This window comes from Qipengyuania flava, assembly GCF_011762005.1.
Taxonomy (GTDB): domain Bacteria; phylum Pseudomonadota; class Alphaproteobacteria; order Sphingomonadales; family Sphingomonadaceae; genus Qipengyuania; species Qipengyuania flava.
In genome coordinates, this window is sequence record NZ_JAASQU010000002.1 from 546,233 (window position 1) to 569,704 (window position 23,472).

A 23,472-nucleotide genomic window follows, 5' to 3' on the forward strand; every position below is an offset into this window, starting at 1 on the left:
GGATACTCCGGGAGAAGGGCAGTCGGTGCGTCGGGCGCGGTTAGCGGCTCATCGCGCAAAGGCCAAGGCTGGCGTTGACTTGGCCAGGCACGGCGCGCATCGCTCGGGTTCGATGATGTCGCTGCCCCGCGCCCTTGCCCTTGCGCTCGCCCAGCTTGGCGACCCGGCCATTCTCAGGGTGCTCGGCAAGACCACGGCGATCACGCTGGCAATTTTCCTGCTTGGCGGCGTGGCACTGTACGTGGGTTTGGAAACCGCGATCGACAGCGCCACGAGCATGGAAACCGGCGGGCTAGGCGCGCTGGCCGCGGCGGCGGGCACGCTTGTCGCCGGCTGGTTCCTGTTTCGCGTCGTCGCGCTGTTCGTGTTGCAATTCCATGCCGACGAAGTTGTCCGCGCGGTCGAGGCGCGCCATTATCCGCAGTCCGCCAATGCGGCGCGGCAACCCGGCTTCGGCGAAGAAATGGGGCATGCGCTGCGCTCGCTGGGGCGCACGCTTCTTGCCAATCTGCTGGCGCTGCCGGTGGCCGGCCTCCTGCTGGCGACCGGGCTGGGCGCAGCCGCGGTCTTCGTTGCCGTCAATGCGCTTCTGGTCGGTCGCGAACTGCAGGACGCGGTGTGGCTGCGCTATCGCGATCAGGCCGGCGAGCGCGCACCGCTGGACGCCGGAACGCGTTTCCTGCTCGGATTGGTGGTGGTCGGAGTCCTCGCCATACCTTTCCTCAACCTTCTTGCCCCGATATTGGGCGCTGCCAGCGCAACCCACTTGGTGCATCGCGCCCGAGAGAAAGACATGCATGCGTAAAGCCGTTCTCTTCCTGCTCCCGCTGCTGGGCGCTTGCGCCACCGGACCGGTTCCGGGAAGCACGCCGCCTGCACGGCAAACTCCCTCTGCACCGCCCCCGCAAGACGTGCGCGTGGCACCCTCGACACCGGAGTTTCGAGCCCCGCGGGTGATGAATGTCCGCGGGCTCGAGGGCGTGATCGGGCGTAACGAAACCGCGCTTGCCAACCTCTTCGGCGCCCCGCGACTCAATGTCACCGAAGGCGACGCGAAGAAGCTGCAATTCACCGGCGAGGCCTGCGTGCTCGATGTCTATCTTTATCCCTTGCGGCCCGGCGGCGAACCCAGCGCGACCTATGTCGATGCACGCCGCGCCAGCGACGGTCTGGATGTCGATCGCGCCGCTTGCGTACGCGCTCTGCGCCGCTAACCCGCTTTTAAGCATGCAGGCGTAGATCGGTCCGCAACAGATTGCGGGAGTTCGATCCATATGAGCGTGCATTTCGGTGAACTGGCGAAGAAAGTCGGCGCCAACGGGAAGGTGTCGGCGGAGGAAATACTCGTCCTGCGCCGCGAAGCCTGGCCTGACGGACGCATTTCGCAGGCCGAGGCTGAGGCGATTTTTGCGCTCGACCGCCAGCTGGAGAGCAAGAGCAGCGAATGGGTCGATTTCTTTGTCGAAGCGCTGGGCGAGTATGTCGTCAATCAGCGCGCGCCGGCGGGCTATGTCGATCGTGAGAACGCGTCATGGCTGATGATGCAGATCGACCATGACGGGTCGCTGTGTTCGATGTCCGAAGTCGAGCTGCTGGTCCGCGTGTTCGAACGTGCGAGCAACGTCCCGCAGGCGCTCAAGGACTATGCGATCTCGCAGATGGAACTGGCGGTTCTCGAGGGGACGGGTCCGACGCGCGATGGCGGGCAACTCGCTGCGGGGAACGTCACTGCAGCCGAGGTGAAGCTGCTGCGCCGCGCAATCTTCGCACCGGCGAGCGAGCGTCAGGCGGCGGTCGGCCGGAAAGAGGCCGAAATGCTGTTCCGGTTGAAGGATGCAACGCTTGAGGCCGACAATGCACCCGAATGGCAGCAATTGTTCGTCCAGGGTGTGGCGAATTACCTGCAAGGATACAGCGACAGCAATGCGCAGATCAGCCATGAACGCGCGCAAGAGCTCGAGCACTTCATGAACGAATCGCGCTCAAGCGTGGGCGGGTTCCTCGGCCGAATGGCGAAAGCCTCGCCCGCTGCGTTCGGCCAGGTTTTCGGGCGGCGCGATAACGGTACGTCGCGGCTCGAAGACGTGGTTGCCGCCGAAGCGGTCACGCATGCCGAACGCGAATGGCTCGATGCGCAGATCGATGCGGACGGCCGGGTCGACGCTTACGAGCGCGCGCTGCTCGATTTTCTCGCCGAGGACTGACGCGGGCCGCTGCGGCGCCTAGACCATGAAGCTTTCGCCGCAGCCACATGCGCCCTTCGCGTTGGGATTCTCGAACACGAAGCCGGCAGTGAAATCGTCTTCCACCCAATCCATCGTGCTGCCGATCAGGTACAGCACGCTGGCGCTGTCGATATAGAACGTGCCACCGGGCGTTTCGATCTTCTCGTCGAATTTGGCTTCCTCGGTGACGTAGTCGACCGAATAGGCGAAGCCCGAACAGCCGCGACGCGGAGTCGACAGCTTCACGCCGATCGCATCGGCCGGCGCCTGCGCCATCAGATCGGCCACGCGTTGCTCTGCAGCCTCGGTCAGCACCACGGCGGCCTTGGGTGCGGGGCGGGTCTTGGTCTCGCTCATTACAGCATCCCCAGCTCGAGGCGCGCCTCATCGGTCATCTTGTCCGGACCCCACGGCGGATCCCATACGAGATTGACTTCGGCATCGCGTACGCCCGGCACGCTTGCGGCACGCAGTTCAACTTCGCCCGGCATGGTTTCGGCCACGGGGCAATGCGGCGTGGTCAGCGTCATGGTGACTGTCACATCGCTTTCGTCATCGACCTCGACCCCGTAGATCAGCCCGAGATCGTAGATATTCACCGGGATTTCCGGATCGTAGATCTCTTTCAACGCATCGATTACCGCCTGCTGCAGCTTGCCGCCGGGACCAGCCGCGCTCTCTTCTTCGGGCTTCTTCGCAAGGAAGCCTTCGAGATAGTCGCGCTTGCGCTCCATCGTCGCGCGCGCCGTCTCTTCCTCGTCGACGGCGTCTTCCACGCGCGCACGCGGCGGCTTGCCGGTTGCGACATCCGCCGGCGAAGGCGCGGCGATGAAATCCTGATCGGTATTCGTTTCTTCGCTCATCCGAAGATCCTCTGGGTGCGGTCTATGCCGCGCAGCAATGCGGCAATGTCGGTTTCGTCGGAATACAATCCAAAGCTGGCGCGGGCAGTAGCGGTTACGCCGAGATGATCCATCAGCGGCTGCGCGCAATGGTGCCCGGCACGGATCGCGACGTTCTCTTCATCCAATATGGTGCCGAGATCGTGCGGGTGAACCCCCTCGATCGCGAAGCTAACGATGCCCGCGCTTTCTTCCGGCCCGTACAGCGTCACTGAGTTGAGCGACCGCAGTTCGTCGCGCAGCTGCCTCGCCAATGCGCTTTCATGCGCAAAAAGCTGATTCGGGCCCAGCGCGTCGACGTAGTCTATCGCCGCGTGGAGCGCGATCGCCTCGGTGATCATTGGCGTTCCGGCCTCGAAACGCTGCGGTGGTGGCGCGTAGGTGGTCTTTTCGAAAGTCACGCGGTCGATCATCGCGCCGCCGCCCTGCCAGGGAGGCATGGCATCGAGGATGTCCTCGCGCGCCCACAGCACGCCGATCCCAGTCGGACCGTAAAGTTTGTGGCCGGAGAAAGCGTAGAAATCGCAATCGAGCGCGGCCATGTCGAGCGCCATGCGCGGTGCGGCCTGGCAGCCGTCGAGCATGATCTTCGCGCCGACCGAATGGGCGAGGTCCGCCGCGGCGCGCGCATCGAGCACGCTGCCGAGCACGTTCGAGACATGCGCCAGCGAAACCAGCTTGGTGCGCTGAGTGAGCAGCGCTTCGAGCGCACCGAGATCGATGCGGTGGTCTTCGGTCAGCGGGCAGACGTCGATCTGCGCGCCCGTGCGCTCGGCGACCATCTGCCAGGGCACGATGTTCGAATGGTGTTCGAGCGTGGAGAGGACGATGCGGTCGCCCTCGCCGATATTGGCCATGCCCCAGCTCGCTGCGACGAGATTGATTGCCTCGGTCGCGCCGCGCACGAAGACGATCTCATTTTCGGATCGGGCACCCATGAAATCGGCGGCGCGCCGGCGCGCGGCCTCGTAGCCCAGCGTCATCTGTGCGCTGCGGCCATAAACCCCGCGATGGACCGTCGCATAATCGCTGCCCAGCGCGCGGTTCATCGCATCGACCACGGCCTGCGGCTTCTGCGCCGAAGCCGCCGTGTCGAGATAATGCCACGGCGAACCGTCGGGCGCGACCAGCCCGGGAAAATCCGCCTTGCGGGTCAGAGTCGCCGCGTCGGTCACAGCGCCTTGTCCACCTTGTCGAGCGCCACGCGCATCATCCTCTCGCGCAGTTCCTCGTCTTCGAGCGCAACCAGCGCATCGCCGACGAAGGCCTGGACGAGCAATCGGCGCGCAAGATCGGGCGAGAGACCACGTGCCGCCATGTAAAAACGCGCGGTTTCGTCAAGCTGGCCAACGCTGGCCCCATGCGCGCATTTCACGTCGTCGGCGAAGATCTCCAGTTGCGGCACGGCGTTCACGCTGGCGCCTTTCTCGAGCAACAGGCCCTTGAAGTCCTGCGCGGCATCGGTCTTCTGCGCGTGGCGCACGACGTCGATATTGCCAAGAAAATTGCCCGTGCCGTGGCCCCAATGGACCGCGCGAACAGTCTGGTTGCTGGTCGCTTCGGGCTCGGCGTGGATCGTGCGGGTGACGAATTCGCGCACCGTGTCGCGGCCGCCGACAGTGATCCCGCCGAATTCGAAATGGGCGCCCTTGCCGAGCGTAACCTCGATTTCGAGCCGTGCGTATTCGGCCGCTGCGAGCACCGCGAACAGCTCGCAACGCGCGCCCTCGCCCAGCGTCACCCGCCAGCGGTGCAGTTCTGTCGGAGAGGTGTCCTCGCCGTCGGCGATCACCAGCGTATCGCGCAAGCTCTCGCCCGCGGGAACGTCGATCGTGCGCCAGGCATCGAGCGCCTCGCCCTGCAGCCGTTCGACTGCAGAATAGCGCCACGCTTCCTCGCGCCGGGTGGGAAGGGTACCGGCCTCAGGCATCCGCCATCACCGCATCGTAGCCTTCGCTTTCCAGGCGCACGGCAAGATCGGGGCCCCCGGTCTGCACGATGCGGCCCTGCGACAGGATCGAGACCTTGTCGGGCTTCACCACGTCGAGCAGGCGCTGGTAGTGCGTGATGAGCAGCACCGCCTTGTCGGGCGCACGCATGATCGCGTTAATGCCGTCGCCGACGACACGCAGGGCGTCGATATCGAGCCCGCTGTCGGTTTCGTCGAGTACGGCAAACTTCGGATCGAGGATGCCCATCTGGACCATCTCGGCGCGCTTCTTCTCGCCGCCTGAGAAGCCCACGTTCACATGGCGCTTGAGCATGTCCGGATCGAGCTTGAGCAGCCCGGCGCGGTCCTTGGCAAGCTTGAGGAATTCGCCCCCGGTCAGCGCTTCCTCGCCGCGGGCGCGACGCTGCGCGTTGAGCGCTTCGCGAAGGAATTGCAGGTTCGAAACGCCGGGGATTTCGACCGGGTACTGGAAGCCGAGGAAAAGCCCTGCAGCGGCGCGCTCGTGCGGTTCCAGATCGAGCAGATCCACGCCGTTGAACTCGACCGATCCTTGCGTCACCTCGTAACCGGGTCGACCGCCAAGCACATAGGCAAGCGTGGACTTGCCCGCGCCATTGGGGCCCATGATCGCATGAACCTCGCCCGCGGGTACGGTCAGCGTGAGGCCGTTGAGAATGGCTTTGCCGTCGATTTCGGCGTGGAGATTGTCGATTTTCAGCATGTTACTTCCTGTCGTCGCGACGGGCCGGGCGGGTGCGCCGCGGCGTCGAACCGTATTTGGACTGGTGTGCGCGGCGTGCGGTTTCCTTGTCGCGGTAGCGCGCATTCATCGCGGCGAAGATCGGCTGCATCGCCGCCTCGACATCGTCGAGGATGGTGGCCGCAGGGATGCGGAACACCTCGACGCCCACGCTTGCGAGACTCTTGTCGCGGCGCTTGGCTACGCGATCGTCCTGGCCTTCCTCGTCGATCGCGATGGCGAGGCCGAGGGGATGCGAGACGAAGTCGAGGATTGCCGATCCGACTACGGTGTGGCGGGTGAACTTGTACTTGCCGAAATCTTCCTTGGCGAAGCGCGCCGCAAGCGCCTTGTGTGCCTCGGTCGAATGCCGCCGCAGGTAGCGCGCGCGCTCGTGGATCTTGTCGAGCCGCTTCTCCGAAATCTCCCACCCGCGGCCCTTTTTCTTGAGCACGGGGGCGACGTCGGCGCCTTCGCTGGAATCGCGAAGCTGGAGGGTCTTGCGTTCGGTCACCCCACGCTCCCTTCGAGCGAGATCGCCAGCAGTTTCTGCGCTTCGACGGCAAACTCCATCGGCAGTTCCTTGAGCACGTCCTTGGCGAAGCCGTTGACGATCAGCGCCATCGCTTCCTCGTCATCGAGCCCGCGCTGCATGGCGTAGAACAGCTGGTCGTCGCTGATCTTGCTGGTGGTCGCCTCGTGTTCGATCTGCGCGCCGGGGTTCTTCACCTCGATATAGGGCACGGTATGCGCGCCGCACTGGTCGCCGATCAGCAGCGAATCGCATTCGGTGCGATTGCGTACGCCGTCGGCATTGGCCGCGACCCGAACCATGCCGCGATAAGTGTTGTTCGACTTGCCCGCCGAGATACCCTTCGAGATGATGGTCGAGCGCGAGCCCTTGCCATTGTGGATCATCTTGGTGCCGGTATCGGCCTGCTGGTAATTGTTGGTCACCGCGACCGAGTAGAACTCGCCCACGCTGTCTTCACCGTTGAGCACGCAGGACGGGTATTTCCACGTCACCGCGCTGCCGGTTTCGACCTGCGTCCAGCTGATCTTGCTGCGCGCACCCTGGCACAGGCCGCGCTTGGTGACGAAGTTGTAGATCCCGCCGACGCCTTCCGAATTGCCCGGATACCAGTTCTGGACGGTCGAATACTTGATTTCGGCATCTTCGAGCGCAACGAGCTCGACCACGGCGGCGTGGAGCTGGTTCTCATCGCGCATCGGCGCGGTGCAACCTTCGAGATAGCTGACATAGCTGCCCTTTTCGGCAACGATCAGCGTGCGTTCGAATTGGCCGGTGTTCTCCGCATTGATGCGGAAATAGGTCGAAAGCTCCATCGGGCAGCGCACGCCTTCGGGGATGTAAACGAAGGTGCCATCCGAAAAGACCGCGCTGTTCAGCGTTGCGAAGAAGTTGTCATGCTGCGGCACCACCTTGCCGAGCCACTTCTTCACCAGCTCGGGATATTCCTTCACCGCCTCGCTGATCGAGAGGAAGATCACGCCCGCTTTCTTGAGTTCTTCGCGGAAAGTGGTGGCCACGCTGACGCTGTCGAACACCGCATCGACCGCGACCTTGCGGGCTCCCTTGACCCCGGCGAGAACTTCCTGTTCCGCCACGGGAATGCCGAGCTTGTCGTACACCGACTTGATCTCGGGATCGAGCTCGTCGAGCGATTCGAGCTCAACCTTCTTCTTCGGGGCCGCGTAGTAATAGGCGTCCTGATAGTCGATCGCCGGATAGCCGAGCTTCGCCCAGTCGGGCTCCACCATTTCCTGCCACAGGCGGAAGGCCTTGAGGCGCCAGTCGAGCATCCACTCGGGCTCGCCCTTCTTCGCGCTGATGAAGCGAACCGTGTCTTCGGTCAGCCCCTTCTCGGCGAATTCGGTCTCGATATCCGCCGACCAGCCGTGCTCGTACTCGGCCGCCTTTTCGGCTGCCTCGCGCGCTTCGCGATCCTGGATGTCGATGTCTTCGCTCATGCAATCTCTCTTTCGCGCGCCAGCTGGGTCAGCGGGATCGCCGCCAGTGCACCGCGCAATGCCTCGTTGACGACCGGCCAATGCGGTTTGACCTGACATTCGTGTTCGACCGAGCAATCTGCCCCTTCGACGCAGGCGGTCAGGGCAATCGGCCCTTCGACCGCCTCGACGATATCGGCGACCGTGATCGCCGCCGCCGGTCGGGCGAGCTGCAACCCGCCACCCGCACCACGGCTCGATCGCAGCAATCCTGCCGCCGACAGCTTGCTAACCAGCTTTTGCACCGTGGGCACCGGCAGGCCGGTTTCGGCAGCAAGCTCGGCCGCGCTGGTTTTCGCCCCGCCGCAATGGCGCGATGCCGCACACATTGCGACGACGGCATAATCGGCGAGGTTGGAAAGGCGCATATCAAATCGGACCAAATTGTTCCGATTGGCCAATTAGGTGGCTGCCCGCCGTTTTTCAACGGCAAACAGCCTCTTGCGAGTCGTTAGCAGTCAGAAGTCGTCGAGCGGATCGTTGCCCAGTTGTTCGCTCTCGCCCGAGCCGAAGAGATTGACCGAGCTGTAGCCATCGGGGCCGAGCATTTCGTTGATGCTCGAACCCGCACCAGGCATCAGGCGCTTGGGCGTTCTTCCGGTGAAGAACCGGATCTCCTTGATCAGATGCGCCTGGTCATAGAACGCTTCGCGAATCTCGGCTTCGATCAGTTCGGGCAATTGCGGCATCGATAGCAGCGTGGCCGCGCGCACCGCGCGATAGCGACGCACCAGCCGCACGGGTGACTGGCCGAAGAACTGCGCTACGAGCCGTTGCGCCTGCCGTTTCGAGTAAGGAAGACGGGCGTAGAGATCATCGAGCTCGGGCTTGAACGAGCTCGACAACCACTCGAGCGTCTTGTCGATGACCGTCAGATGCTGTTCCGGCAGGCGCGACAACCCGCGACGAATGATGTCGCACATCGCGTCGAGCAGCGCCGCATCGTCGACTTCGCCGGCGCTCCAGCGTTGCGCCAGGCCGGACAGGGTCTGCGCAGTGCTGTCTTCCAGAACGGTGCCGGGCTGGAGGAAGCAATCGTGATAATCGTGAACCGAAAGGCCGGAAAGCGCCGCCCAACCACGGAAGTTGATCGACGCACCAAACAGCACGGCAGGACCGTTGACGCTGAAATTGCGCGCCTGGCAAAGCGGGGCGAGAAAGAAGGCGTCGCTGGTTTCGGCGACCTCGTCGTCGAACTGCATTCGCCCGACGCCCTTGGCGAAGACCACCATCTGGCCCGAATAGGCCGGCAACACATCGTCGAGCTGCTCGTCACCCAGACGCCAGATGTAAAGAGAGTTGAGGTAGGGCGCGAGATCGGTCGGCGCCGCTACGAATTCGAATGAATGCGGCGCCTCGCCACCCGGCAAAACCGACAACCCCCCGGCCCCATGTCTACTTCCACACGAATTGTACAAATACGTCAGCGAGGCACGAAGCGCAATCGCTTAGTAAACAATGCGTTCAGGCTGGTTCGGCGGTGCCTTGCGAGTCGCAGGCGAACGCGTGGATTCGGCAATAAAAAAAGGGGGGGCGACCCCGAAAGGTCTCCCCCCTTGAAGTCGAGAACTCGTTGCAGAAATGCTCCGAGCCCTTCGGGTCGCAAGGGCGTGTTAGGCCGAGTCTCGCCGGATTGATTGTATGCAAGCGACAGGATCAGGGATGGTCCCTAAGGAAGCCTACGCAGATTCGCCCGGTGACTGCGCCCGCGATGTGGGCGAATCCGATTGCCAATCTCGACACATTCCGCGCCGCGCGGCATGGCGCGGGGCATGCTGTTCGACCTCGCCCGCCCCGCCCTCTTCGCAATCGATCCCGAACGCGCGCATCGGCTGACCGTGCGCGCACTTGCGCTGGCAGGTCGCCGCGGGCTGCCCGCAGCCGGCGCGCTCGCGATCGATGTCGCCGGGCTCGGCTTTCCCAACCCGCTGGGCATGGCCGCCGGGTTCGACAAGGATGCCGAAGTTCCCGATCAATTGCTCGGCCTCGGCTTCGGATTCGCCGAGGTAGGATCGATCACCCCGCGACCGCAGGCAGGCAATCCAAGGCCGAGGCTGTTTCGCCTGGTCGAGGACCGCGCGGTGATCAACCGGATGGGCTTCAACAATGGCGGTGCGGAAGTAGCGCGCGATCGGCTCGTGCGCCGCGCCGGTCGGCCGGGGATCGTGGGCATCAACGTCGGCGCCAACAAGGACAGCGAAGATCGAATCGCCGACTATGTCGCCATGACTCGCGTGATGGCACCGCTCGCCTCCTACCTCGCAGTGAATATCTCCAGCCCCAACACGCCCGGATTGCGGGCCTTGCAGGACGAAGGCGCGCTTACCGGTCTGCTCGATGCCGTCATCGAAGCGCGTGGCACTGCGGGGCCCCCCGTCTTCTTGAAGGTTGCGCCCGATCTCGAGTCGGCGGACATCGACGCGATTGCGCGCATCGCCCTCGACCGTAAGTTGGGCGCGCTGATCGTTTCCAACACGACCATTACGCGCCCCGCGCTCCTGTCTGCCAATGCCCGAGAGACCGGGGGGCTTTCGGGCGCACCATTGCGCGATCTTGCCCAGCAGCGCCTGCGCGACTTCCGCAAAGCGACCGGGGGTGCGATCCCGCTGGTCGGGGTCGGCGGGATCGCCAGTGCGGAAGACGCCTGGGCCCGCATCCGTGCGGGCGCCAGCCTGGTGCAGCTGTACAGCGCCATGGTTTACGGTGGTCCGGGCCTCCCGCGCCGCATCCTGCGGGGGCTCGAAGCCTTGATGCGGCGCGATGGCTTCGCTTCGATTGCCGAAGCGGTCGGAAGCGAATAGCGTCACCCCGATGAAGATCATGCTCCCCCTGTCGCTGCTGGCAGTTACCCTCGCCGGTTGCGCGACCCCGCCGCAAATCGCATCCGCGCCCGCAGAACCCGCACCGTCCTTCGCCGGATCGGTCAGCGCTGCCGATCCACGGGCACAGGCCGCAGGCGAAGCCATGCTCGCAAGGGGCGGCAGTGCGACCGATGCCGCCATTGCAATTATGCTGGCGCTTACGGTGGTCGAACCGCAAAGCTCGGGGATCGGCGGCGGCGGGTTCATGGTGCGCGGCACTGCCGATGGCGTGGTCAGCACCTTCGACGGGCGCGAAACCGCACCGGCGGGCGCCACGCCCGAATGGTTTCTCGACGCGTCGGGCAAGTTGCCCCCGCGCAGCGAATCGGTGCGCAGCGGCCTTTCGGTCGGGGTGCCCGGTAATATCGCCCTGGCTGCCAAGGCGCATGCAGCGCATGGCAAGCTGCCATGGGCCGACCTCTTCGCACCGGCCATTGAACTCGCGCGCGATGGGTTCGAGGTGAACCCGCGCCTCAATGGAATGCTCGCCAGCGCGAAGGACCGTTCGGCGCATTCCGCTGCGGCACGCGCGCTGTATTTCCAGGCTTCGGGCGAGCCGCGCCCGGTGGGCGCGATCATCGTCAACGAAACGCTCGCCAAGACGTTCGAGACCATCGCCGAAGCCGGGCCGGGCGCTTTCTACTCCGGGGCATTGGCGCAAGAGATTGCCAGCACCGTTGCCGATGATACGCCGCACGCCGGCGCGATGACCCCCGCCGATATCGCCGGTTACGAGGCAAAGGAACGCGAGCCGGTCTGCGGCAGCTATCGCGCCTATCGCATCTGCGCGATGGGGCCGCCCACCTCCGGAGGCGTAGCCGTGCTGCAGATGCTCGGCCAGCTTGAACGTTTCGACCTCGCCGAAATGGGGCTGCGCAACCCGCGCACCTGGCATCTGTTCGTCGAATCGCAGCGACTCGCCTATGCCGATCGCGAACTCTACCTCGCAGATAGCGACTTTGTCTCGGTCCCGCTGCCCGGCCTTGTCGATCCCGAATATCTGGCGGGCCGAAGTGCCCTGATCGCCGCCGATGCGCGGCTTGCCGAGGCACAACCGGGCACGCCCCCCGGCGCAGACCGGTCGCTCGCGGATGGCGACGAGCCCGAGGAACACGGCACGTCGCATTTCGCGGTCGTCGACGGGAGCGGGGTGATGATCAGCTATACCTCGACCATCGAGGGGGCCTTCGGGTCCGGTCTGATGGCCGGCGGCTTTTTCCTCAACAACGAACTGACCGATTTCAGTCGCTCGCCCGAGGTCGACGGTCGCCCGGTCGCAAACCGCGTAGAGCCCGACAAGCGTCCGCGCAGCTCGATGGCGCCGACCGTGGTCTACGATCCGCAGGGGCAGCCCTTCCTCGCGGTAGGTGCTGCAGGTGGCAGCACCATTCCCGTGCAGACCGCACGCAGCATCATCGGTGCGATCGATTTCGGCCTTTCGGCTCAGGAAATTCTCGCGCTTCCCTTCATCATGGCCTTTGGCGACCGCCTCCTGCTCGAACAGGGCACCTGGCTCGAGGAGCAGGCGGAAGCGTTTCGTGCGCTCGGCCATGGCGAGGTGCTGGTTCGCGAAGCCCCGGTGAAAGGTGGCGCGGTGCTGCGCGGGGCGGATGGCTGGGAAAGCGCGCGCGATCCGCGCCTGCAGGGGCAGATCGAAATCCCCTGATGCCATCGCTTGCCGTAGGATCGGTGGCGGCCTAAGCCTTGCGCTCTGGGTCAATCTGAGAACAGAACCGCTGAGGAGCCTGCCGTGCTGTCGGATATCGATTCCGCCAACAATCTTGTCGAACTTTTCCTCAAACGCGCGGACGAAAAGGGTGACTTTCCCTTTCTCGGCGCCAAGCGCGAGGGAGAATGGCAGACCATAAGCTGGCGCGAGGCTGCCGATCGTGTCTGCCTGCTCGCCGAGGGCCTGCGGGGCCTGGGGCTCAGGGATGGCGACCGGGTCTGCCTGGTATCCGAAAATCGCCCCGAATGGTGTATCGCCGATCTCGCGATCATGGCCGCGGGGTGCATCACCGTCCCCGCCTACATCACCAACACCGAACGCGATCACGTTCATATTCTCGACAATTCGGGAGCCAAAGCGGTCATCGTCTCGACCGAGAAACTGCTGCGGCCGTTGCACGGCGCGCTGCAGGCTTCGGGCGTGGCCGAGCATGTCATCGGGATCGAAGACCTGCACCGCCAGCAGTCGGGCAGCTTCAGCTTCCACAGATGGGACCAGATGCTCGCAGGCGATCCCGCCGCGGCGCGCAAGGCGGTCGACAAGCGCATTGCCGGCATTTCACGCGGCGACACCGCTTGCATCATTTACACAAGCGGCACCGGCGGGGCGCCGCGCGGTGTGCTGCAGCACCATGGCGCGATCCTGTGCAATTCGGCGGGCGCGGCGGAAATCCTGATCGAGGATTTCGGGATCGATCAGGACGAACGCTTCCTGTCCTTCCTGCCGCTGAGCCACGCTTACGAGCATACCGGCGGGCAATTCCTCCCGATCGGCGTCGGCGCGCAGATCTACTACGCCGAAGGACTCGAAAAGCTCGCCAGCAATATCGAGGAAACCCGACCGACCATCATGGTCGTGGTCCCGCGCCTGTTCGAAGTGCTGCGCACGCGGATCATGAAGCAGATCCGCAAGCAGGGCGGGATCGCCGAAACGCTCATGGACACTGCGCTCGAAGTCGGCGAACGGCGCGCCGCGGGCGAACGCAAGCTGGGCGACGGGGTCAAGGAATTCGCGGTCGCGCGCCTGCTCAAGCCGAAAATCCGCCAGCGGTTCGGCGGGCGGATCAAGGCCATGGTTTCGGGCGGAGCTCCGCTCAATCCCGAAGTCGGTATCTTTTTCGAGGCGATGGGCCTGACGATGCTGCAGGGATACGGCCAGACCGAGGCCGGCCCGGTGATCAGCTGCAACCGGCCCGCTGCTGGGATCGCGATGCATTCGGTCGGCCCGGCCATGCGCGGGGTCGACATCCGCATAGCCGAGGACGGCGAGATCCTCGTGCGTGGCGAACTGGTGATGCACGGCTACTGGCAGAATGAAAGCGAAACCGAACGCACCATCAAGGACGGCTGGTTGCATACGGGCGACATCGGCCATCTCGACGACCAGGGCCGGATCGTGATCACCGATCGCAAGAAGGACATGATAGTCAACGACAAGGGCGACAACATCGCCCCGCAGAAGGTCGAGGGCATGCTCACGCTGCAGCCCGAGATCGGCCAGGCGATGGTGGCAGGCGACCGCAAACCCTATGTCGTCGGGCTGATCGTTCCCGATGCCGAATGGACGCTCGAATGGTGCCGCGCGCAGGGCAAGCAGTTCGACTGCAAGCAGCTCGAGGAACTGCCCGAATACCGCAATGCGGTGCGCGCTGCGGTCGACCGCGTGAACAAGGACCTGTCGGTGGTCGAGAAGGTTCGCCAGTTCGCCTTTGCTGACGAGCCCTTCTCGATCGAGAACGAGGAGATGACCCCCTCGATGAAAATCCGCCGCCACAAGATCAAGGATCGCTATGGCGAGCGGCTGGAGAAGCTTTACCGCGCCTAGGGCACGATCGTCGTGAACAGATAGGTCGCAAAGATCACGAGGTGGATGACACCCTGCACGATCGTCGTCCTCCCGCGTGACAACGTGAGCGTGGCGACCAGCAGAGTGAGGGCCAGCAGCACTGTCGACTTCATCGACAGGCCCAGTTCGAGCTCGAGCCCGAGCACAAGCGCGACGATGGCGACCGAGGGAATGGTCAGCCCGATCGTGGCCAGCGCCGATCCGATTGCCAGATTGAGGCTGGTCTGGACGCGATTGGCGCGCGCGGCTCGCAACGCGGCAAATCCTTCGGGGGCAAGCACCAGCGCGGCGATGATGATGCCGACCAGCGCACGCGGCAAACCGGCCGAGGCAACTGCGCCTTCGATCATGGGCGAAAGGTTCTTCGCGAGAAAGACCACCCCGATCAAGGCAACCAACAGAAGCCCGCCTGCCGCCAATGCCTTGGTGGGCGCAACTGCATCCTCATGCGCGTGATCGTTTGCATCGGCGATCTGGTGGAGGAAGTGGTCGCGATGACGAATGGTCTGCGCCATCACGAAGGTCGCATAGATCAGCAACGAGACCACCGCGACGAAGACAAGCTGCTTGGTTTCGTAAAACGCCCCCGGGGCGCTAGTGGTGAAATTGGGCAGGATCAGCGTGAGCACCGACAGCGTCGCCAGCATTGCGAGCCCGGCGCTGACCCCTGACTGCGTATAGGACTGCTCGTGGTGGATACGCCCGCCCGCGAGCAAGCAGATGCCGACGATGGCGTTGATCGTGATCATGATCGCGGCGATCAGCGTGTCACGTGCCAGAGCCTGCGCCTGCGCGCCTTCACCCAGCATGATCGACACGATCAGCGAGACTTCGATGACAGTGACGGCAACTGCCAGTACCAGTGTACCGAAGGGCTCACCAAGATAATGCGCGAGAATCTCCGCGTGATACACCGCGGCCATTATTGCCGCGCCGAGCAGTAGCCCCATGACGAGCGCGGAGACCGCTCCCGCGGGCTTGCCCAACCCGATCGCCAGCACCGCCAGTGCGGGCGCGATCACCGTCCACAGGGTGAGCCCGAAGGGCCGCAGGAGGCGCAAGTCCGATGCCGGAGAAATCATTCTTCCCAGCTAGCGACGATTGCCCGCGCGGGAAACCGCTTTGGCTAGGCAGCAACTTCCGCGATGAACTCGGGGTAGAAACTCGGGGCGCGATCGCTCCAGCCCGAGGCGGTTGCCGCCGCTTCGCTCAGCGACTGGAGCAATACCTTGCGCCGCCTCGGACGGATCTGCGGCAATGCCGCGGCAGCGCAGAATGCGCTCGGCAGCCACGGCCGGACGTCGGCGCAAAGCAGGCGTTCATAGAGGAAACGGAAGGCGGAGAAGCTTTCGATCCGTTCCTGCGCGAGATCGAACGCAGCAACCCGCGTGAGCTTGCCGAGGAACCCCTCGACATGGTCGAAGCCCGACTGTTCGGGGATCGCGCCGCGCAACGCCTTGAGTTCCTGATAGGCGACATACTGGCTGCGAATCGCGGCATTCTCGGCCGAGCTGCGTCCCCAGGTCCGGAACGCGTCGCAGCGACCCAACCCGATGTCGAGACTGCGCCGTATGTAGCGCTGCTCTGCGGCGGTAAGACCGGCAAATTCACGCATTTCGGCGATGGTCAGCGATGCAGTACCCGTGACGGCCATGGCGGCACTCCCTGTTGCAGGGGCGAGTGTCACCAAAGATGGTTAAGAAGCCGTAAGCGTGTCAGATCTCGACCACATCGTGCCATTCGGGATGGCGCTGGGCCTGCGCCTTGAAGAAAGGGCACAGGGGAATGATCCGGACGCCATCGGCCCGTGCATCCTCGACAGCCTCGCGGGCGAGCGCCTGGCCGATGCCCTGTCCCCTGAGCGAATCGGGAACGCCCGTATGATCGACGATGATCCGCGTCGGGCTTACCCGCGAATAGGTCAGTTCCGCCGATTCGCCACCATCTTCCGGCCGATAGACGTAGCGTCCCTTCGATGCCCCTTCTTCGCGGGTGATAGCAGTCCGGCACATGATCTGCCTTCCTTCGGTCTAGATGAGACCCGCCAAGGGGCTCGAGGGATCGGCATATTTGCGCGTCGCCATGCGACCGGCAAGATAGGCATCGCGCCCCCCCTGGACGGCCAGTTTCATTGCCCGCGCCATGCGTATCGGGTCCTTCGCCTCGGCGATCGCCGTGTTCATCAGCACGCCGTCGCAACCGAGCTCCATCGCGATCGCGGCGTCGCTGGCGGTGCCCACCCCGGCATCGACGATCACCGGCACACTCGCCCCTTCCTTGATCAGGCGGATCGTCACGCGGTTCTGGATCCCCAGCCCGGATCCGATCGGTGCGCCGAGCGGCATGACCGCCACCGCACCCGCATCTTCGAGTTGCTTGGCCGCAATCGGATCGTCCACGCAGTAGACCATCGGCAGGAAGCCTTCCTTCGCCAGCGTCTCGGTCGCGGTCAGCGTTTCGCGCATGTCGGGATAGAGCGTGCGGGCCTCGCCCAGTACCTCGAGCTTGACGAGGTCCCAGCCACCCGCCTCGCGCGCCAGTCGCAACGTGCGGATAGCCTCGTCCGCATTGAAACAGCCCGCTGTGTTGGGAAGATAGGTGACCTTCTTGGGGTCAATATAGTCGGTCAGCATGGGCGCTTTCGGATCGCTCACATTGACCCGGCGCACAGCCACGGTGACGATGTCCGCACCCGAAGCCTCGAGCGCCGCTGCGTTCTGTTCGAAATCCTTGTACTTGCCCGTCCCCACGATCAGGCGGCTCTTGAAAGTGCGCCCGGCCACCGTCCAGCTGTCATCGTCCTGCTGCCCGCCGCCGACGAAATGAACGATTTCCAGCGTATCGCCCTCGGCGATCGCATGGCGCTCGAGTTCGCTGCGCGGGGCAATCGTACCATTGTGTTCAACCGCCACCTTCGCGGGGTCGAGATCGAGTTCGCGGACGAGTTCGGCGATGGTGGTCGCTGCGGTGCGGCGGGTTTCGCCGTTGACGATAAGGGCAATCATGCGGCCCGACTTAGTCGCCGCAGCGCTCCTTGCAAGCGGTGGTGTGCGCGTGGCGCAGGTTGAGGATGTGGCCGAGCGAAACCAGCGCTACGCCGATGATCGTCAGCACCGCTTCCTTGACTCCGTGCGGAACGGCCAATGCGCCGCCCATGAAGGTCAGCCCCGTCATCGCGATCACGAATGGAGCCGCCATTCGGTGCCGCAGCGCCCCCCAGCCGATCGCGACCCCGGCGATCAGCGTGGCCAGCACCAGGCCGACGCGATGGATATCGGGCGCAAAGAACAGCTCGCCCCCCAATCCCAGCCCGGAAACCAGCAGGATCGAGAGCAGGCAATGCAACGCACAGGCGCCCGACAGGAAGATACCCGCACGGTCGAGCCTCCGACGAATCGGCGATATGGCACGTTCCAACATGCGGGTGCAGCTATGTTATGTTGTATCTTGTTTCAAGCAAAACCGGTGCGGGTGTCGAAATTCGATCGGTTGCGCGGCGGTGCGCAGCGCTTTCCCGATTTGCACTTGCGCGCGCTGTCGCGCGAAACCAGAGACAGGCGCATGACCCATGTGCGCAATCCCACCCGAGCAATCGCCATCGCCAATTGGTTGATGGTCGTCGCCGTCATGGTCGTCCTGATGGTCGCGGTTGGCGGGATAACCCGGCTGACCGAGAGCGGGCTATCGATCACGCAATGGAAACCGATCACCGGCGCGATCCCGCCGCTGTCCGAAAGCGCGTGGCAGGCAGAGTTCGATCTCTACAAAGCGACCGGGGAGTACAAGAACGTCACCGGCCCCGCAGGGATGGATCTCGAGGCCTTCAAGTTCATCTTCTTCTGGGAATGGTTCCATCGCCTGCTGGGGCGCCTGATCGGGCTGGCCTTCGCGGTGCCGCTGGCGTGGTTCTGGATTCGCGGGGCGATCCCGCGCGGATACAAGGCGCGACTGGTCGCACTGCTTGCGCTCGGCGGGCTGCAGGGCGTGTTCGGCTGGTTCATGGTACGCAGCGGGCTCGCCGGCACGATGACCGACGTCAGCCATTTCTGGCTATCGATCCACCTGCTGACCGCGCTGTTCACGTTGGGCGGTCTTATCTGGACCGCGCTCGATCTGCGCCAACTGGCCGCAGGCAATACCGCGGCCGCCCGCTGGACCAGCACGGCGAACTGGGTGGGCGTCATCCTGTTCGTCCAGTTGCTGCTCGGCGCATGGGTCGCCGGTTTGAACGCTGGCCTCGCTTCGGACAGCTGGCCGTTGATGCAGGGACGGTTCGTGCCCGAATACGACGCGTCCCAAGGCATGTTCTGGGCGGTCACACACGACCCGTACTTGATTCACTTCCTCCATCGCTGGTGGGCATGGATCGCAGTCGCCGCGCTCGTGGTGATGGCGCGCCGGGTCAAGCCCCTTGCGCGAGCCGCCTCGATCGCGATCCATTCGGCATTCGGGACCCAGATCATCCTCGGGATTGCAACGGTCTGGACCGGGGTGGCGCTGTGGGTTGCGGTCGCGCACCAAGTCGTCGGAGCGCTTCTGGTCGCGAGCTTCGCCTGGGGCGCGCATGTCCTTGGCCGCCGCATATGAGCGCGCTGATTTATTGCCCTTTCCCCGATCCGGAATACGCCGAAAGGGTGGGTCGGCAGCTGATCGAGGCAGGGCTGATCGCCTGCATCAACATCGGGCCCCAAGTTCGTTCGGTCTTCGCATGGGAAGGGGTCGTCGACACGGCCGATGAAGTGCCATGCCTGTTCAAGACCTCCGCCACGCGGCTCGAAGACGCAATCGCCCTGCTTGAGGACTTGCACCCCTATGACACGCCCGCAATAATGGGTTGGCACTGTGACGCGGTGGGGGCCGCGACGCGGCACTGGCTCGGCGCATTGTAACGCCGGGCGATCGGGGGGATCGCAGTTTATGGCTTGCAGCAGGCGCGGCGCGCTCGAAATCCTGGCACTTGGCGGGCTCTGGGCCGGTTTGGGCGGAGCGGCCCGCGCGTTGGATACCGAGCGCGTGTCGCCGCAACCGGGAGCCTTCCTGTTGCGCCGGGAGCTCGAGCGGGGTCTAAAGGGGGGAGAGACCCTGCGCGTCATCCGCGAATGGGACGGCCGCTTCGAACGTGAGCACGACAAGCTATGGGCACGCGGCGAGCAAGTTTCCTGCATCGTGGAGGCACCGGCGATCCTCGAACCCGTAGTGGCGATCGAGCGCGCCCGGGTAAGCCCCGGCCCATTCCCCGCGCAGCTCGACACACTGGGCCGGATTGTCGGGCGCGAGCCGGCAGCACGAGGTAGCAGCGCACGGGAAGCGGTCCGGACCGCGCTCGCCATGCTGACTGCCGCGGGGAAATCCGGCGAACAGATCGCCGAAGCGCGCCGCGATCTTGCGCGCATCGTTGCCTCGTCCGCATCACTGCTCGAAACCGTCCCGCCCGACCTCTTCTACCCGACGCCGGGCAAGGCGCATGATCGCAGACAGCTCGACCTGCCCGGAGGCCTCGAGGGCGAAGTCTTCGTCTCTGTCGAAGCGACCGCGCGGACAAATGGCATGCTCGAATGCCTCGAGCGGAAGATCGTCACGCAGATCGGCGAGGACATCCGCCCATCGCGCGAATGCTGGACGCTGGAACCGGCCTGAAGGGTTGGGGTTGCATTTTACCCCATGCAAGATGCGCGGAAATGCTTGACTGAAACGCCATCCGGCGGCATTTGCCGCGCGCTTCGCGGGTCCGCTTCGCCGGATTCGCCGATTCTCGCCGTGGCCGCTACCGGCCCCGGCACGAACACTAGGAACGGAAAGTCAGCCATGAAGGCTCTTACGAAGACCACCCGGTCGATCAAGCCGGCCGAGGTCGAAAAGAAGTGGCACATCATCGACGCCGAAGGTCTCGTCGTCGGTCGTCTCGCCGCGATCATCGCCAATCACCTGCGCGGCAAGCACAAGCCGAGCTACACCCCGCATGTCGATTGCGGCGACCACGTCGTCGTCATCAATGCCGACAAGGTGAAGTTCACCGGCAAGAAGCTGAACGACAAGGTGTATTACAAGCACACCGGTCACCCGGGCGGCATCAAGGAAACCACCCCGGCCAAGGTGCTGGAAGGCAAGTTTCCCGAGCGCGTGCTCGAGAAGGCTGTAGAACGCATGATCCCGCGTGGCCCGCTCGGCCGTGCGCAGATGCGCGCGCTGCACGTATTCGCCGGCACCGAGCACCCCTATGACGGCCAGAAGCCCGAGAAGCTCGACGTTGCCTCGATGAACCGCAAGAACAAGGTTGTCGCATAATGGCCGACGAAACCAAGAACGAAACCGTCTCGGATCTCGCCGATCTGAAGGACATCGCCGGTGACGCGCCTCAGGGCGATGCTGCCGATATCGCTGCTACCGCCGACGTTCCCCTGCGCGAGCAGGAACTCGACAAGGAAGGCCGCGCCTACGCAACCGGTCGCCGCAAGGACGCCACCGCTCGCGTGTGGCTGAAGCCAGGCAGCGGCAAGGTCATCGTCAATGGCAAGGACCAGGAAGTGTATTTCGCACGTCCGACGCTGCGCCTGATCATCGACCAGCCCTTCACCATCACCGATCGCCAGGGCCAGTACGACGTCGTCGCCACCGTTCGCGGTGGCGGTCTTTCGGGCCAGGCCGGTGCGGTCAAGCACGGCATCTCGCAGGCGCTCGCCAAGTACGAGCCGGCCCTGCGCAGCACGGTCAAGGCAGCCGGCTTCCTCACCCGTGATAGCCGCGTCGTCGAGCGTAAGAAGTACGGCCGCGCCAAGGCACGGCGCAGCTTCCAGTTCTCGAAGCGCTAAAGCCTACCCGATCTTATCGATCACCGAGTGGGGCGGTTCCGCGAGGAGCCGCCCCTTTCCTTTGCCGACTCGCCGTTCAGCGCTGGAGCATCATGATGCCCCACGCCAGCGCGGTGCCGCCGAGGAACAGCGGCCACGACCAGTAGAAATCATACTGGTACAGTTCGGCGCGAAAGATCGACAATTGGCCGCCTTTCGAACCCTGCGAGCCGATCGGCAGCGCAACGACGAGAGTTAGGATTACGCCCAGCGGCAATGCCTTGAACAGTTCCATAGCTCGCTACCCTGCCGGTTTGTTTCTCGGACAGGATAGTCGGGCGGGGCTTGCCTGTAAGCTGCGGTATACCCTTAGAGAATCTGGTTAATGAACGGGCGGATCGACCCGCGGCACCTGCCGCACCGGGGCGACGGGTTCACCCTCGCGGCGCGGTGGCATCGCATTCTCGGGTACGTCATCGATCTGCATGTCGGATGTCTCCACATCCTGCAGATTGCGGACGCAGACTTCAAGCGTCTCGCCGTTCCAGGTGATTTCATTGAAGCTGGGCGGGGTCGATCGTGTGCGTTGTGAAAGCGTGCCTGCGCCGATCATGCGAACGGCCCCTTCGGTCGTCTCCTCCATGATATCGAACGCGTCATGCACATGGCCGGAAAGCACTGCCGTGACATTGCGCCGAGCCAATTCGCGCAACGCACGATCGCCATGCTTGGTCAACGCAGTTCCCTGGGTTCCGACTTCGCGCAGGGGGTGATGCACGGCAACCAACGATCGCGTCCCCGCCGGCAGCGCATCGAGCGCTGAGAGGCAACGGTCGAGAGCGTCGCGGCTGACCCAGCCTTTCGACCAGTTCAGGCGCGGCTGCATGCGGACCGCAGTCTTGAGTGGAACGATCGCCAACGAGCCGAGATCAAGTTCCTGCTCGACCTTCTCCTTCATGCCGTGGAAACGCTTGTAGGGTGTGAGAAAGCGCTCCAGCAGGTTGAAATAGGGCATGTCATGGTTGCCCACTTCCACCGTCACCGGCGCCGCGAGCGAATTGATCCATTGCGTCGCCGCCGCGAATTCGCGGTGTCGGGCGCGCATCGTGAGATCGCCGGTGATCGCCACCGCATCGGGGCGCTGTTCGGCGATCTCCTGCTTGACCCAATCGAGCGCACGATTGTTCTCGAGCCCGAAGTGAATGTCAGAGAGATGGAAGATACGGCGGAGTTCAGAAGCCATGCGCGCTCGCTAGCAGATCGACGGGGCATTCAGCCACTGTGAATTGGGCGCGATTGCCGAGCTTTGCAGGCTCGCCGTCGATGAGTATGTCGAGCGGCTGGTCGTCACAGCTCTCGATAACCAATCGGTCGAGCAGGCCCAAGCGCTCATGCGGTCCTTCGCGGAACCGGCGGCGCAGCACTGCCCAGCTTTGCTGGAGGAATTCGCCGGCACTTTCGAGGCGGTAACCGTCGACCTGAATGCCGCGGTGGCTGGGGGTCAGCTCGATGAGTGGATAGCCATCGGCATGGCCGCGCGCGGGATCGACCATCCGTACCCGCGGACCGGCGGTCGTTTCGGCAAGCGCATCGCTGGCGTTCTGCGCGAACTCCGCCAGATCGCGATCGCGCATCGCTTCGCGCACTTCCGCCCACGCTGTGCCAGGTCCAACCAGCAGGCCTGCATGGGCGCGGCCTGCGGTGCAGCAGGCCATCAGCGGGCGCACCTTGCGATAGGCGTGACGGGCAATCCGCGTGAGGATGGCCTCGCAATCCACATCCTCGCCATGCAGTCGCGTGCTGAGCAGGTTCATCGTGCCACCCGGCAACACCAGTATCTCGCCATCCCATCCCGTGGCTGCCTCGATAATGGCGTTGAGCGTGCCATCGCCGGTAAAGACGACCAGCCGCCGGACCTGGTTGCGATCCAGCTCTTCGCGGGTCGGAAGGGTCCGGTCGGGGAACTCGATCGTTTCCGAGACCGCGCAATCGTGGCGCGACAGCGCGTCTTCGAGGTGTTCGCGCGCGGCTTCGCTATTGCTGCCGCTGCGCGCATTCACGACCAGCCAGGCGTGCGATTGGTCCATGCCGACCAAGCGCGAAAGCTGACGTCCGGTTCCCGGCTAATCGCTCCCACCCAGTAGCACCCATGCGGTGCCCGCATTGATCAGCGTATAGAGTGCATAGACCCACGCGGCCGAGGGCCACCCATTCGCCGCCAGCAGCATCGCCAACAAGAGTATGAGGAATTCGAACGCCAGAGAAAGACGCCCGCCATTGGCGCGCAGCGCCGGGGGCAGGCTGGCCAACAGGGGGTGATCCGAATCGAGCATCGCGCGATGCAGCGCAAAATTGGCGATCCCGAGAATGAAGAGAATGCCGATGGTCATGCGACAAGCGC

29 protein-coding genes are annotated in these 23,472 nt (G+C 64.2%); 11 read left to right on the top strand and 18 right to left on the bottom strand.

The genetic code is table 11. From position 1 onward, the window contains the following. The first annotated feature begins 112 nt into the window (after positions 1 to 112). The 3 genes from FHS69_RS09275 to FHS69_RS09285 are packed head-to-tail and all read left to right on the top strand — an operon-like array spanning position 113 to position 2,204. Positions 113 to 805, top strand: a complete 693-nt coding sequence (locus FHS69_RS09275; protein ID WP_208380275.1) for an EI24 domain-containing protein — start codon at positions 113 to 115, stop codon at positions 803 to 805. Further along, a complete protein-coding gene (locus FHS69_RS09280) occupies positions 798 to 1,214 on the top strand; it encodes a hypothetical protein (RefSeq protein WP_166777457.1) in 417 nt (138 codons plus the stop codon). Before FHS69_RS09275 ends, FHS69_RS09280 begins: the two co-directional genes overlap by 8 nt. A gap of 60 nt (positions 1,215 to 1,274) precedes the next feature. Then, on the top strand, positions 1,275 to 2,204 hold the full coding sequence (locus tag FHS69_RS09285; protein ID WP_166777458.1) for a hypothetical protein: 930 nt from the start codon (positions 1,275 to 1,277) through the stop codon (positions 2,202 to 2,204). 18 nt (positions 2,205 to 2,222) lie between these two features. On the opposite strand, the gene FHS69_RS09290 is transcribed toward FHS69_RS09285, so the two are convergent. From FHS69_RS09290 to FHS69_RS09330, 9 genes are all read right to left on the bottom strand, one after another. After that, entirely contained in the window at positions 2,223 to 2,582 is a 360-nt protein-coding gene (locus tag FHS69_RS09290; RefSeq protein WP_166777459.1) for a HesB/IscA family protein, read from the bottom strand. Continuing rightward, positions 2,582 to 3,088, bottom strand: coding sequence for an SUF system Fe-S cluster assembly protein (locus FHS69_RS09295; RefSeq protein ID WP_166777460.1), 507 nt, complete (start codon positions 3,086 to 3,088; stop codon positions 2,582 to 2,584). The genes FHS69_RS09290 and FHS69_RS09295 overlap by 1 nt, the downstream gene beginning before the upstream one ends. Beyond that, the gene (locus FHS69_RS09300) at positions 3,085 to 4,302 is read right to left on the bottom strand and encodes a SufS family cysteine desulfurase (RefSeq protein ID WP_166777461.1); all 1,218 of its coding nucleotides are present in this window, start codon (positions 4,300 to 4,302) and stop codon (positions 3,085 to 3,087) included. Before FHS69_RS09300 ends, FHS69_RS09295 begins: the two co-directional genes overlap by 4 nt. Further along, positions 4,299 to 5,057 (bottom strand): SufD family Fe-S cluster assembly protein, encoded by a 759-nt coding sequence (locus FHS69_RS09305; RefSeq protein WP_166777462.1) that lies wholly within the window; start codon positions 5,055 to 5,057, stop codon positions 4,299 to 4,301. The genes FHS69_RS09300 and FHS69_RS09305 overlap by 4 nt, the downstream gene beginning before the upstream one ends. Beyond that, entirely contained in the window at positions 5,050 to 5,799 is a 750-nt protein-coding gene (gene sufC, locus FHS69_RS09310) for a Fe-S cluster assembly ATPase SufC (protein WP_166777463.1), read from the bottom strand. The genes FHS69_RS09305 and sufC overlap by 8 nt, the downstream gene beginning before the upstream one ends. 1 nt (position 5,800) lies before the next feature. Further along, complete coding sequence (locus FHS69_RS09315) at positions 5,801 to 6,331, bottom strand: DUF559 domain-containing protein (RefSeq protein WP_166777464.1); 531 nt, start codon at positions 6,329 to 6,331, stop codon at positions 5,801 to 5,803. Beyond that, complete coding sequence (gene sufB, locus FHS69_RS09320) at positions 6,328 to 7,809, bottom strand: Fe-S cluster assembly protein SufB (RefSeq protein WP_166777465.1); 1,482 nt, start codon at positions 7,807 to 7,809, stop codon at positions 6,328 to 6,330. Before sufB ends, FHS69_RS09315 begins: the two co-directional genes overlap by 4 nt. After that, entirely contained in the window at positions 7,806 to 8,216 is a 411-nt protein-coding gene (locus FHS69_RS09325) for an SUF system Fe-S cluster assembly regulator (RefSeq protein WP_067465358.1), read from the bottom strand. The genes sufB and FHS69_RS09325 overlap by 4 nt, the downstream gene beginning before the upstream one ends. Before the next feature lie 90 nt (positions 8,217 to 8,306). After that, positions 8,307 to 9,227, bottom strand: a complete 921-nt coding sequence (locus FHS69_RS09330) for a helix-turn-helix transcriptional regulator (RefSeq protein ID WP_166777466.1) — start codon at positions 9,225 to 9,227, stop codon at positions 8,307 to 8,309. A 393-nt stretch (positions 9,228 to 9,620) separates the two neighbouring features. On the opposite strand from FHS69_RS09330, the gene FHS69_RS09335 reads away from it, so the two are divergent. The 3 genes from FHS69_RS09335 (at position 9,621) to FHS69_RS09345 (ending at position 14,262) form a co-directional block, all read left to right on the top strand. After that, complete coding sequence (locus tag FHS69_RS09335) at positions 9,621 to 10,649, top strand: quinone-dependent dihydroorotate dehydrogenase (protein WP_243844604.1); 1,029 nt, start codon at positions 9,621 to 9,623, stop codon at positions 10,647 to 10,649. A gap of 10 nt (positions 10,650 to 10,659) precedes the next feature. Further along, a complete protein-coding gene (gene ggt / locus FHS69_RS09340; RefSeq protein ID WP_166777468.1) occupies positions 10,660 to 12,375 on the top strand; it encodes a gamma-glutamyltransferase in 1,716 nt (571 codons plus the stop codon). Positions 12,376 to 12,459: 84 nt separating this feature from the next. Beyond that, positions 12,460 to 14,262 carry an AMP-binding protein gene (locus FHS69_RS09345; RefSeq protein WP_166777469.1) on the top strand — a complete coding sequence of 601 codons (1,803 nt, stop codon included), beginning with the start codon at positions 12,460 to 12,462 and terminating at the stop codon, positions 14,260 to 14,262. Here FHS69_RS09345 and FHS69_RS09350 read toward each other — a convergent pair. The 5 genes from FHS69_RS09350 to FHS69_RS09370 all read right to left on the bottom strand — a co-directional run bounded on the left by FHS69_RS09350 (position 14,259) and on the right by FHS69_RS09370 (position 17,703). Beyond that, the gene (locus FHS69_RS09350; protein ID WP_067503365.1) at positions 14,259 to 15,365 is read right to left on the bottom strand and encodes a calcium:cation antiporter; all 1,107 of its coding nucleotides are present in this window, start codon (positions 15,363 to 15,365) and stop codon (positions 14,259 to 14,261) included. The two genes, FHS69_RS09345 and FHS69_RS09350, sit on opposite strands and share 4 nt — an antisense overlap. 44 nt (positions 15,366 to 15,409) lie before the next feature. Next, entirely contained in the window at positions 15,410 to 15,937 is a 528-nt protein-coding gene (locus tag FHS69_RS09355) for a hypothetical protein (protein ID WP_166777470.1), read from the bottom strand. A 61-nt stretch (positions 15,938 to 15,998) separates the two neighbouring features. Further along, on the bottom strand, positions 15,999 to 16,295 hold the full coding sequence (locus tag FHS69_RS09360; protein ID WP_166777471.1) for a GNAT family N-acetyltransferase: 297 nt from the start codon (positions 16,293 to 16,295) through the stop codon (positions 15,999 to 16,001). A gap of 18 nt (positions 16,296 to 16,313) precedes the next feature. Beyond that, on the bottom strand, positions 16,314 to 17,288 hold the full coding sequence (gene thiS, locus FHS69_RS09365; RefSeq protein WP_166777472.1) for a sulfur carrier protein ThiS: 975 nt from the start codon (positions 17,286 to 17,288) through the stop codon (positions 16,314 to 16,316). Positions 17,289 to 17,298: 10 nt separating this feature from the next. Next, complete coding sequence (locus tag FHS69_RS09370; protein ID WP_067465331.1) at positions 17,299 to 17,703, bottom strand: MerC domain-containing protein; 405 nt, start codon at positions 17,701 to 17,703, stop codon at positions 17,299 to 17,301. Between the two features lie 141 nt (positions 17,704 to 17,844). Here FHS69_RS09370 and FHS69_RS09375 point away from each other — a divergent pair, with 141 nt between their 5' ends. The 5 genes from FHS69_RS09375 (at position 17,845) to rpsI (ending at position 21,092) form a co-directional block, all read left to right on the top strand. Further along, complete coding sequence (locus FHS69_RS09375; RefSeq protein WP_166777473.1) at positions 17,845 to 18,870, top strand: COX15/CtaA family protein; 1,026 nt, start codon at positions 17,845 to 17,847, stop codon at positions 18,868 to 18,870. Beyond that, entirely contained in the window at positions 18,867 to 19,172 is a 306-nt protein-coding gene (gene cutA / locus FHS69_RS09380; protein WP_166777474.1) for a divalent-cation tolerance protein CutA, read from the top strand. Before FHS69_RS09375 ends, cutA begins: the two co-directional genes overlap by 4 nt. A gap of 28 nt (positions 19,173 to 19,200) precedes the next feature. After that, positions 19,201 to 19,920 carry a hypothetical protein gene (locus tag FHS69_RS09385; RefSeq protein ID WP_166777475.1) on the top strand — a complete coding sequence of 240 codons (720 nt, stop codon included), beginning with the start codon at positions 19,201 to 19,203 and terminating at the stop codon, positions 19,918 to 19,920. A gap of 168 nt (positions 19,921 to 20,088) precedes the next feature. After that, positions 20,089 to 20,568, top strand: coding sequence for a 50S ribosomal protein L13 (gene rplM / locus FHS69_RS09390; protein ID WP_067465322.1), 480 nt, complete (start codon positions 20,089 to 20,091; stop codon positions 20,566 to 20,568). After that, positions 20,568 to 21,092: a 30S ribosomal protein S9 gene (gene rpsI, locus FHS69_RS09395; protein ID WP_067575339.1), complete on the top strand. Its 525-nt coding sequence runs from the start codon at positions 20,568 to 20,570 to the stop codon at positions 21,090 to 21,092. Before rplM ends, rpsI begins: the two co-directional genes overlap by 1 nt. 76 nt (positions 21,093 to 21,168) lie before the next feature. Here the strand turns inward: rpsI and FHS69_RS09400 are convergent, their stop codons facing one another. From FHS69_RS09400 to FHS69_RS09415, 4 genes are all read right to left on the bottom strand, one after another. Further along, positions 21,169 to 21,366 carry a hypothetical protein gene (locus FHS69_RS09400; RefSeq protein WP_166777476.1) on the bottom strand — a complete coding sequence of 66 codons (198 nt, stop codon included), beginning with the start codon at positions 21,364 to 21,366 and terminating at the stop codon, positions 21,169 to 21,171. An 87-nt stretch (positions 21,367 to 21,453) separates the two neighbouring features. After that, the gene (locus FHS69_RS09405) at positions 21,454 to 22,314 is read right to left on the bottom strand and encodes a metallophosphoesterase family protein (protein ID WP_166777477.1); all 861 of its coding nucleotides are present in this window, start codon (positions 22,312 to 22,314) and stop codon (positions 21,454 to 21,456) included. Beyond that, positions 22,304 to 23,158 carry a diacylglycerol/lipid kinase family protein gene (locus FHS69_RS09410; protein WP_166777478.1) on the bottom strand — a complete coding sequence of 285 codons (855 nt, stop codon included), beginning with the start codon at positions 23,156 to 23,158 and terminating at the stop codon, positions 22,304 to 22,306. Before FHS69_RS09410 ends, FHS69_RS09405 begins: the two co-directional genes overlap by 11 nt. 36 nt (positions 23,159 to 23,194) lie before the next feature. Then, positions 23,195 to 23,461 (bottom strand): hypothetical protein, encoded by a 267-nt coding sequence (locus FHS69_RS09415; RefSeq protein ID WP_067465310.1) that lies wholly within the window; start codon positions 23,459 to 23,461, stop codon positions 23,195 to 23,197. Positions 23,462 to 23,472 lie beyond the last annotated feature (11 nt).

Excerpts from the sequence above, each read along its gene's own strand:
- FHS69_RS09275 (WP_208380275.1), top strand. The coding sequence starts at position 113 with ATGATGTCGCTGCCCCGCGCCCTTGCCCTTGCGCTCGCCCAGCTTGGC.
- FHS69_RS09280 (WP_166777457.1), top strand. The coding sequence starts at position 798 with ATGCGTAAAGCCGTTCTCTTCCTGCTCCCGCTGCTGGGCGCTTGCGCC.
- FHS69_RS09285 (WP_166777458.1), top strand. The coding sequence starts at position 1,275 with ATGAGCGTGCATTTCGGTGAACTGGCGAAGAAAGTCGGCGCCAACGGG.
- FHS69_RS09290 (WP_166777459.1), bottom strand. The coding sequence starts at position 2,582 with ATGAGCGAGACCAAGACCCGCCCCGCACCCAAGGCCGCCGTGGTGCTG.
- FHS69_RS09295 (WP_166777460.1), bottom strand. The coding sequence starts at position 3,088 with ATGAGCGAAGAAACGAATACCGATCAGGATTTCATCGCCGCGCCTTCG.
- FHS69_RS09305 (WP_166777462.1), bottom strand. The coding sequence starts at position 5,057 with ATGCCTGAGGCCGGTACCCTTCCCACCCGGCGCGAGGAAGCGTGGCGC.
- sufC (WP_166777463.1), bottom strand. The coding sequence starts at position 5,799 with ATGCTGAAAATCGACAATCTCCACGCCGAAATCGACGGCAAAGCCATT.
- sufB (WP_166777465.1), bottom strand. The coding sequence starts at position 7,809 with ATGAGCGAAGACATCGACATCCAGGATCGCGAAGCGCGCGAGGCAGCC.
- FHS69_RS09325 (WP_067465358.1), bottom strand. The coding sequence starts at position 8,216 with ATGCGCCTTTCCAACCTCGCCGATTATGCCGTCGTCGCAATGTGTGCG.
- FHS69_RS09335 (WP_243844604.1), top strand. The coding sequence starts at position 9,621 with ATGCTGTTCGACCTCGCCCGCCCCGCCCTCTTCGCAATCGATCCCGAA.
- ggt (WP_166777468.1), top strand. The coding sequence starts at position 10,660 with ATGAAGATCATGCTCCCCCTGTCGCTGCTGGCAGTTACCCTCGCCGGT.
- FHS69_RS09350 (WP_067503365.1), bottom strand. The coding sequence starts at position 15,365 with ATGATTTCTCCGGCATCGGACTTGCGCCTCCTGCGGCCCTTCGGGCTC.
- FHS69_RS09355 (WP_166777470.1), bottom strand. The coding sequence starts at position 15,937 with ATGGCCGTCACGGGTACTGCATCGCTGACCATCGCCGAAATGCGTGAA.
- FHS69_RS09360 (WP_166777471.1), bottom strand. The coding sequence starts at position 16,295 with ATGTGCCGGACTGCTATCACCCGCGAAGAAGGGGCATCGAAGGGACGC.
- thiS (WP_166777472.1), bottom strand. The coding sequence starts at position 17,288 with ATGATTGCCCTTATCGTCAACGGCGAAACCCGCCGCACCGCAGCGACC.
- FHS69_RS09370 (WP_067465331.1), bottom strand. The coding sequence starts at position 17,703 with ATGTTGGAACGTGCCATATCGCCGATTCGTCGGAGGCTCGACCGTGCG.
- FHS69_RS09375 (WP_166777473.1), top strand. The coding sequence starts at position 17,845 with ATGACCCATGTGCGCAATCCCACCCGAGCAATCGCCATCGCCAATTGG.
- cutA (WP_166777474.1), top strand. The coding sequence starts at position 18,867 with ATGAGCGCGCTGATTTATTGCCCTTTCCCCGATCCGGAATACGCCGAA.
- FHS69_RS09385 (WP_166777475.1), top strand. The coding sequence starts at position 19,201 with ATGGCTTGCAGCAGGCGCGGCGCGCTCGAAATCCTGGCACTTGGCGGG.
- rplM (WP_067465322.1), top strand. The coding sequence starts at position 20,089 with ATGAAGGCTCTTACGAAGACCACCCGGTCGATCAAGCCGGCCGAGGTC.
- rpsI (WP_067575339.1), top strand. The coding sequence starts at position 20,568 with ATGGCCGACGAAACCAAGAACGAAACCGTCTCGGATCTCGCCGATCTG.
- FHS69_RS09400 (WP_166777476.1), bottom strand. The coding sequence starts at position 21,366 with ATGGAACTGTTCAAGGCATTGCCGCTGGGCGTAATCCTAACTCTCGTC.
- FHS69_RS09405 (WP_166777477.1), bottom strand. The coding sequence starts at position 22,314 with ATGGCTTCTGAACTCCGCCGTATCTTCCATCTCTCTGACATTCACTTC.
- FHS69_RS09410 (WP_166777478.1), bottom strand. The coding sequence starts at position 23,158 with ATGGACCAATCGCACGCCTGGCTGGTCGTGAATGCGCGCAGCGGCAGC.
- FHS69_RS09415 (WP_067465310.1), bottom strand. The coding sequence starts at position 23,461 with ATGACCATCGGCATTCTCTTCATTCTCGGGATCGCCAATTTTGCGCTG.